This is a genomic window from Aeromonas sp. JL9, from assembly GCF_024436075.1.
In the GTDB taxonomy this organism is placed as follows: Bacteria; Pseudomonadota; Gammaproteobacteria; order Enterobacterales; family Aeromonadaceae; genus Aeromonas; species Aeromonas veronii.
In genome coordinates this window covers 1-8,480 of sequence record NZ_JANFNV010000055.1, presented here as the reverse complement: position 1 = coordinate 8,480, position 8,480 = coordinate 1, and the positions used below count along the sequence as shown (strand labels likewise).

Genomic DNA, 8,480 nt, shown 5'->3' with positions numbered 1-8,480 from the left:
AGGAAGTGCGCACTAAAGTAGCGTAAACAAGACACCGGTTTGAGGCCGGTGTCAGGTGATAACTAGATCTGTACACATTGCACCGTTTTCAGAGCGGCTTTTGTGCAAGGTATGAGGAACAAAAGTAGAGGTGCAATTTCATTGCACAATACGGCACCACGGCACTTGTCAGGCATTTTTTCCAATCAATTCTATTTCTTCTTGAATAACTCTATTGGTCATCCATTGAAGCTTATGGAAAAGCCCACGCTCATACCGGCTTAATTGTGATTTTCCTCTATGGACAATTTTAGATCTTATATCGTAGATCTTTTTAAAGTCATCGAGTATCTCCTCTCTTTGTGAGTGTGTATTACCAATTAAGTATGCACACCGATTTCTCAATAGCTCACCCAAACCCATCAAGTCCGAAACAGACTTGTCACCAAGAAGAATCTCGAGGGATACCGTTGTTTGAATAAACGATAGCAACTCATTGTTGCCACAATAACTATCAAACAGCCATTTTCCTGCAAGCCTTAATTTCTCAGCCTCTTCTCTAGAAAGAGCCTTAGATATCAATCTTAAACGATTTAATACGAAACCATTTTTTTTCTCATCGGTATCCAATGAACCGTCTAAATCATCTAAGCGAAGATCTGATATTGTCTTACTAACATCTCTATCTAACTCATGACTATCTTCAACAGTCCAAACATCGGTTTCTTTATGTATATAAAATCGACTATTGATTATACTCGATGAATATGAATAGCTAACTTTTAAAGCTCGCATTGCGAGCATTAAGCCGAGAAATGATTTAAATGTATCAACAGCTCTATTCTCTGGAGTAGTAGTAACATACTTACCAACGAAACCACTCGCCGTTATCTGTACATACAGAGACTTTTCTTTCCATTCTGCATGTCCAGCCAATCCTAGCAATCCACCGCCATGTAAAAACCGATCTCGATTAGGGATGCCAGAGTTAAGAGGAAATTTATCGGCCAGCTCTCCGTGAGCTTTTAATAACTTTATATCGGGAGCTATTTCGATTACGTCCTCAGTAAAAAAATCTGTGATTGAAGTTCCTAGATTGAATGTAAAAGCATACTTCCAAGGTAGACTATCAAATTTATCGACCAAATTACTTGCAACTAAAGACAAATCATTGAAGCCTTCAAGAAGGCTTAACGGTTCATCAGGATGAGTGGAATCGTATTCTACGATGTCATTAGCTATTTTGGATAACTCTCCATAAACAAAATCAAATAATGGACTTTCCGATACATAGCTTTCTAGTTCAGACTTTATATTGCCAGTATTTGGCAAGATTGATTCTAAATCAAAAACCCTGTATAGACTTGAACGCTCAACGAATGACAAATTCCTGAGTCTTACATCAGCCAACACTATAGAAAGCTGGCTTTTTAAACGTTGCTTGCATCCATCATGTAAATTTATTGCCATTGATGTTCCTTTAATTAACTTGTCGAGCTAAATTCTATTTTTTAAATGGTGCTAGACCATTAATTTCCGTTGAAAGAGCTTTCTGTTGAGTAGCTATATCAAGGAAACTTACTTGTCGTTTAGCCATACTCCACTTGATGGAAGTCGTTCAGCACTGACTGCATAAAATGCCGCGAGTTTAGACGCTTGGCTATCGTGTGCTGTGAGATGCCTTAAAACTCAATCGAGACTCTGCGACTCAATCTATTTCTGCTCTGCGCCATCCATTGTCAAATGGCAATCCTAGCGAGCGATATAAGCAAGAAAAAGAATGGAATGACAGTTTCCTGAGCAAGATCAACAAATTAATCAATAAGTACAAATACTGTCCACATATCTGCAGTGCCGGAGCATAGATAAAGAAAAGACGCCCTAAGGCGTCTTTCTTATTTCCAAGATTTAGAGCAAACAGGTTGGAGGTTATTCCCCCTACCCGCTTTGCCCCGCCCCCAATCAAATCGGGGTAATGGAGGTGATATGGGCATCCCCGTCCAGTGATTTGAAGATCTGCACCACGGCTTCGCCATGGATCGGTTTGGCAAGCGGCACAGTGCTCTTGCACTTGAAGCGGTAGTTGGTGCCAGCCACCACCTGGGTGGAGACTTCAAAGGGTACGTACTGCACCCCGACAAATCCTTTCAGCGCCTGATCAAATACCGCCTGATCCTCGGCGGTCAGCTTGTGATATGCGGTCCATCCACCCACCAACACTGCTTGTTCTGACATATCAAACTCTCCGTGCTCTATGATCCCGACTCGTTTGGCCGTTCGGGCTGCGCCCCGTTGATTCAAGTGGTTTCCGGTCTCCACCGGGGTGTCATCACTGCCGGTTGGCGCGATGACGATGGGCAAATTTGCGCAGCTATCTGCAACTGGATCAGCCCTCCCCCTTGCCACAAGCCGCTGTTGATAGCGGGCTCAATTGGCATGAGAGAGCCTAGTGCGGGATGGCAAAAATGCCCCTGTCACATATGACAGGGGCAAGGTGGCAAAAAAGCTGCTCGAAAAAGAAGATGTGTGGCGCAAACGATTGAGAAAAGAAAAGACGCCTCAAGGGCGTCTTTTTGCATTTTTATGCTCGAAGGGCAAAAGGGCGCGAGCCGCTTATTCCCATTCGATGGTTGCAGGCGGCTTGCCGGAAACGTCGTACACCACGCGGGAGATACCGTTGATCTCGTTGATGATGCGGTTCGATACGTGACCGAGGAAGTCGTACGGCAGGTGAGCCCAGTGGGCGGTCATAAAGTCGATGGTTTCGACGGCGCGAAGCGCAATGACCCAGTCATATTTGCGACCATCGCCCATCACGCCAACGGAGCGCACCGGCAGGAACACGGCGAACGCCTGGCTGACCTGGTTGTAGAGGTCGGCTTTGCGCAGCTCTTCGATAAAGACCGCATCGGCGCGGCGCAGAATATCGCAGTACTCTTTCTTCACTTCGCCAAGGACGCGCACACCCAGACCTGGGCCCGGGAACGGGTGACGGTAGAGCATGTCGTAGGGCAGACCCAGCTCCAGACCAACGCGGCGCACTTCGTCTTTGAACAGCTCGCGCAGCGGCTCGACCAGACCCATCTTCATCTCTTCCGGCAGGCCGCCGACGTTGTGGTGAGACTTGATGACGTGGGCCTTGCCGGTCTTGCTGGCAGCGGATTCGATAACGTCCGGATAGATGGTGCCTTGCGCCAGCCACTTGGCGTTTTTCAGCTTTTTCGCTTCATCATCAAACACTTCAACGAAGACGCGGCCGATGATCTTGCGCTTGGCTTCCGGCTCGTCAACACCGGCCAGGGCAGAGAGGAAGCGCTCTTCGGCTTCAACCTTGATGATGTTCAGACCAAAGTGATCGCCAAACATCTCCATCACCTGCTCGCCTTCATTCAGACGCAGCAGACCGTTGTCAACGAAGACGCAGGTCAGGCGATCGCCGATGGCGCGGTGCACCAGCATGGCGACCACGGAGGAGTCGACACCGCCGGAGAGGCCGAGGATCACTTCATCGTCACCCACCTGCTCGCGGATGCGGGCAACGGCGTCGTCAATGATGGTGGCCGGGGTCCAGAGGCATTCGCAGCCGCAGATGTCTTTGACGAAGTGCTCCAGCATGCGGGCACCCTGACGGGTGTGGGTCACTTCCGGGTGGAACTGCACGCCATAGAAGCGCTTGGCTTCATTGGCCATGGCCGCGTGCGGGCAGGTCGGGGTCTGGGCGATGGTGGTGAAGTCGGCCGGAATGGTGGTGACCTTGTCGCCGTGGCTCATCCAGACATCCAGCAGGGCATTGCCGTTGTCGGCGATGGCATCTTCGATGTTGCGCAAGAGGGCGCTGCTCTTGCCAGCTTCGCCCAGCACTTCCACCTTGGCGTAACCGAATTCACGCTCGGTAGAGGATTGCACCTTGCCACCCAGCTGCTCGGCCATGGTCTGCATACCGTAGCAGATACCGAACACAGGGACACCGGCATTGAACACATACTCGGGGGCACGGGGGCTGCCCGCTTCGGTGACGGACTCGGGGCCGCCGGAGAGGATGATGCCGCTCGGATTGAATTCGCGGATCTGCGCTTCGGTGACATCCCAAGCCCACAGTTCGCAGTAAACGCCGATTTCACGGACACGGCGGGCGATCAGCTGGGTGTACTGGGAACCGAAGTCGAGGATAAGAATACGGTGCTGGTGAATGTCTTTAGTCATTTTATTCCTGCATCAGGCTGATGTTGTCACAAAGGGCACGGGATAAAAAAAGGGTGGAAAAACGGGGCGCAGGGCCCCGTTTTATCAGCCCATCCGATAGTTGGGGGCTTCTTTGGTAATGGTCACATCGTGGACGTGGGACTCTTTCATCCCGGCGCCGGAGATGCGCACGAATTCAGCTTTGGTGCGCATGTCGTCGATGGTGGCGCTGCCGGTCAGGCCCATGGAGGAGCGCAGGCCGCCCATCTGCTGGTGGATGATCTCTTTGAGGCGACCCTTGTACGGCACGCGGCCTTCGATGCCTTCCGGCACCAGCTTGTCGGCGGCGTTGTCGGTCTGGAAGTAGCGGTCGCTGGAGCCTTTGGACATGGCGCCCAGAGAACCCATACCACGGTAGGATTTGAAGGAGCGACCCTGATAGAGCTCGATCTCGCCCGGTGCTTCTTCAGTACCGGCGAACATGGAGCCGACCATGACGCAGCTGGCGCCCGCGGCGATGGCCTTGGCGATGTCGCCGGAGAAGCGGATACCGCCATCGGCAATCACCGGAATACCGGTGCCTTCCAGCGCGTCAACGGCGTCGGAGATGGCGGTGATCTGGGGCACACCCACGCCGGTCACGATACGGGTAGTACAGATGGAGCCCGGGCCGATACCGACCTTGACGGCGTTGACACCAGCAGCAGCCAGCGCCTTGGCGCCCGCGGCGGTCGCGACGTTGCCACCGATGATCTGCAGATCCGGATAGGCGTCACGAGTGGCCTTGATGCGATCCAGCACGCCCTGGGAGTGGCCGTGGGAGGAGTCGATCAGCAGCACGTCCACACCGGCTTCAACCAGGGCGGCGACGCGCTCTTCGTTGCCGGCACCGGCACCAACGGCAGCACCGACCCGCAGACGACCCTTGTCATCTTTACAGGCGTTCGGCTTGCGCTCGGCTTTCTGGAAGTCTTTGACAGTGATCATGCCCTTGAGTTTGAAATCGGCGTTGACCACCAGCACCTTCTCGATACGGTGCTTCTGCATCAGGCCAACCACCTCTTCACGAGGGGCCCCTTCACGCACGGTGACCAGACGATCCTTCTGGGTCATGATCTGTTCGACAGTCTGGGAGAGATCGATCACGAAGCGCACATCACGACCGGTGATGATGCCCACCAGCTGATTGCCCTCGGTCACCACCGGATAACCGGCGAAACCGTTCTTGTGGCTCAGCTCCTTGATTTGGGCGATGGTCATGTCGGGGCGTACGGTGACGGGGTCAGTGACCACGCCGCTCTCGTACTTCTTGACCTTGCGCACTTCGGCAGCCTGCTGCTCGATGGACATGTTCTTGTGGATAAAGCCGATACCGCCTTCCTGGGCCAGTGCGATAGCCAGACGGGCTTCGGTCACTGTGTCCATGGCAGCGGAGATCATGGGGATGTTCAGGCTGATGGCAGAGGTCAGCTTGGTACGCAGATCGGCAGTATTGGGAAGAACTTCGGAGTGGGCGGGAACCAACAGTACATCGTCGAAGGTTAACGCTTCTTTGGCAATCCTGAGCATGGCAATATCTCACCGTTGAGGAAGTGGGGGTGTAAAATATTGCCGACGAAGTTTACTCACGCATTGGTCACTGGTAAAGAAGTTTTTTGAATTTTTTATGGCATAGCCCTCTTTTAGGCGGCCAAAACGCCAAAAAACCAAGATTATCAGTACGAAAAGCGCCATTTCGGGGCAAAAGAGTTGGCTAACCGGTGATTTATGCAAAACCGGTAGGTGCCGACGCAGCCCAACCCCCATGCAACGGGATGATCGACAGGGGCTCAGGGGCAAGCGGCCTCTGCCCCCCTCCCCTTGTCTTGTGTCCTTGTATTGTCTCTTGCCCTCGCGGCCACCACTCGCACCGGTATCATTCTCTTCTCAATCTCCTTTGCTCGGGCTGGATAATAAATTTCGCCCGCAGCCAATATATATTGGCTGGCACAACAAGGGTTGCCTCTCTTTATTATTTTCGTCCCACCATCCGCTGCAAGGTATTATCTTTATCCAGCAGATGATGTTTCAACGCTCCGACAATGTGCACTAGCAAAAATGCCAGTATGACATATGGCAAATAAATATGGATTGTGTGGGCAATATCCCGAACGGATTCACTGAATGGAATCACATTGGCAGGATCATGAATATCTGGATTCATCGGGATAATAGACCAGCCAAATATCGCAACACCTCGGCCAGCCGCTGCGGAATAACAGAGACCGGACACCGGAATAAGCAGCGTTGAAATCAGCAAACCCCAGTGGATCGCCCTGGCTGCCAATGCCTCGTAAACAGGATATTGACGCACAGGCTCAGGCCACCCTTTAACAAGGCGGAGAATGGCGCGGGGCAAAATCAAGATCAGTGCAATCACCCCCAGGGATTTATGCAGGGCATAGAGATCCCATATTTCAAATTTCACCATCAGATAACCTACAAGGGTCAGGCCAATCATCAGCAAGGCAACCGACCAGTGCAGCAAACGGGTCGTCAAAGTTAAGTGGGTTGAGGGATTCATAAGCTACTCCAAACAGGGGGCGAGTAAACGTTGGTCAAGATGGTGGCGCCGTGAACATCAGCAGCACCTGAGAGATCAACGGCATCTAGGCAAGCCGCAACGCTGCCAGATGCGGGCAAGCGCTAGGGCTTTGTCGGGAGCCATACTGCCTGCCCGGATAAACGGCAGCGTTTCCAATCTTGCTTTTCTGCTGCTGGCGCCGCCTGCTTAACGCCCTCCCCCTGTTTCGGGTTAAGATAGCGGCCATCGTTTTATCCCGGCCCCACCGGGGCAGACCACAGGTACGCCATTGAACCGATTTACCCCATCCAGTGCGGCGAGCGGCCGCGAGCAGCAGGTCTTTACCGTCACCCGCCTCAACAGCGCCGTGCGCATGATCCTGGAGCAGGATCTGGGGCTGGTGTGGCTGACCGGCGAGCTCTCCAATCTGGCGATGCCAAGCTCCGGCCACTGGTACTTCTCCCTCAAGGACATGTCGGCGCAGGTGCGCTGCGCCATGTTCAAGGGCAACAACCGGCGGGTGGCGTTTCGCCCGCAGGATGGCATGCAGGTGCTGGTGCAAGCGCGGGTCTCCCTCTATGAGCCGCGCGGCGACTACCAGCTGATCATCGAGTCGATGCAGCCGGCGGGCGATGGCGTGCTGGCGCTGCGTTTTGAAGAGCTCAAGCGCCGTCTCGGCGCCGAGGGGCTGTTTGACGAAGGCCGCAAGCGACCGCTGCCCCGCGAACCACGGGCGGTGGGCCTTATCACCTCCGCCACCGGCGCCGCCCTGCACGATATGCTGACGGTGCTTAAACGGCGTGCGCCGGATCTACCGGTCTTTATCTACCCGACTCAGGTACAGGGGAGCGCCGCCATCAGCCAGATCGTCGCGGCGATCGCCAAAGCGAACCAGCGCGCCGAGGTGGATGTGCTGATCGTCGGCCGTGGCGGCGGGTTGCTTGAAGATCTCTGGTGCTTTAACGAAGAGGCGGTGGCGCGTGCCATTGCCCACTCCGCCATCCCGGTGGTGAGCGCAGTGGGTCACGAGGTGGATGTCACCATCAGCGACTTTGCCGCCGACTTGCGCGCCCCAACCCCGTCGGCCGCCGCCGAGCTGGTGGCGCCGGATCAGAGCGCCCGTGCCCAGCGTCTGGTTCACCTCAAGCAGCGACTGCTGCAGGCGATGAGCTGCCAGCAGACCGCCGCCCGCCACGATTTCATCCTGCTGCAAAAGCGGCTCGACCATCAGGATCCGAAGCGGCGGCTGGAGCAACAGTCCCAGCGCCTCGACGAGCTCTCCACCCGTTTGCAACAGCTATTACGCCAGCGGCTGCATCAGGGTGAGCGGCGCCTCACCAACCTTGAGCTGCGCCTGCAGGGCAAGAGTCCGGAGCGCCTCTTGGCAGCTGGCAAGCGCCGCCACCAGCTGGCCGAGGAGCGACTCTATGCCCTGATTGCCAAGCGGCAAGACCTTGCCAGCCACCGCCTCGCCATGCTCACCGCCCGTCTCGACGGGGTGAGCCCGCTCGCTACTCTGGGGCGCGGCTACTCCATCACCCGCACTGCGCGTGGCGAAGTCATTAGCCGCTCCGATCAGGTCAACAGTGGCGACCAGCTCATCACCACCCTGGCGCAAGGGAGCCTGCAGGTGCGGGTCGAGGAAGTTATCAAAGACTCTGCGCAGTAGAACGGCTGCATTGTAGTGGTCAACTAAATCCGGACACTTGGTTAGGCCGAACCTCGGCTTTTGCTGGCGGTATCCCGTCATTGTATT

6 protein-coding genes are annotated in these 8,480 nt (G+C 54.5%); 1 reads left to right on the top strand and 5 read right to left on the bottom strand.

Translation table 11 applies throughout. From position 1 onward, the window contains the following. Positions 1-168: 168 nt before the first annotated feature. From NOM06_RS20560 to NOM06_RS20540, 5 genes are all read right to left on the bottom strand, one after another. The gene (locus NOM06_RS20560) at positions 169-1,449 is read right to left on the bottom strand and encodes a HEPN domain-containing protein (RefSeq protein ID WP_255912999.1); all 1,281 of its coding nucleotides are present in this window, start codon (positions 1,447-1,449) and stop codon (positions 169-171) included. A 492-nt stretch (positions 1,450-1,941) separates the two neighbouring features. Continuing rightward, positions 1,942-2,214: a hypothetical protein gene (locus NOM06_RS20555; protein WP_005337011.1), complete on the bottom strand. Its 273-nt coding sequence runs from the start codon at positions 2,212-2,214 to the stop codon at positions 1,942-1,944. A 378-nt stretch (positions 2,215-2,592) separates the two neighbouring features. Continuing rightward, positions 2,593-4,182, bottom strand: a complete 1,590-nt coding sequence (gene guaA / locus NOM06_RS20550) for a glutamine-hydrolyzing GMP synthase (RefSeq protein WP_255912997.1) — start codon at positions 4,180-4,182, stop codon at positions 2,593-2,595. An 84-nt stretch (positions 4,183-4,266) separates the two neighbouring features. Continuing rightward, complete coding sequence (gene guaB, locus NOM06_RS20545) at positions 4,267-5,730, bottom strand: IMP dehydrogenase (RefSeq protein WP_255912996.1); 1,464 nt, start codon at positions 5,728-5,730, stop codon at positions 4,267-4,269. 442 nt (positions 5,731-6,172) lie between these two features. Beyond that, positions 6,173-6,724 (bottom strand): cytochrome b, encoded by a 552-nt coding sequence (locus NOM06_RS20540; protein ID WP_255912995.1) that lies wholly within the window; start codon positions 6,722-6,724, stop codon positions 6,173-6,175. 289 nt (positions 6,725-7,013) lie between these two features. Between NOM06_RS20540 and xseA the strand changes: the two genes are divergently transcribed. Continuing rightward, positions 7,014-8,393, top strand: coding sequence for an exodeoxyribonuclease VII large subunit (gene xseA / locus NOM06_RS20535; protein ID WP_255912994.1), 1,380 nt, complete (start codon positions 7,014-7,016; stop codon positions 8,391-8,393). Positions 8,394-8,480 lie beyond the last annotated feature (87 nt).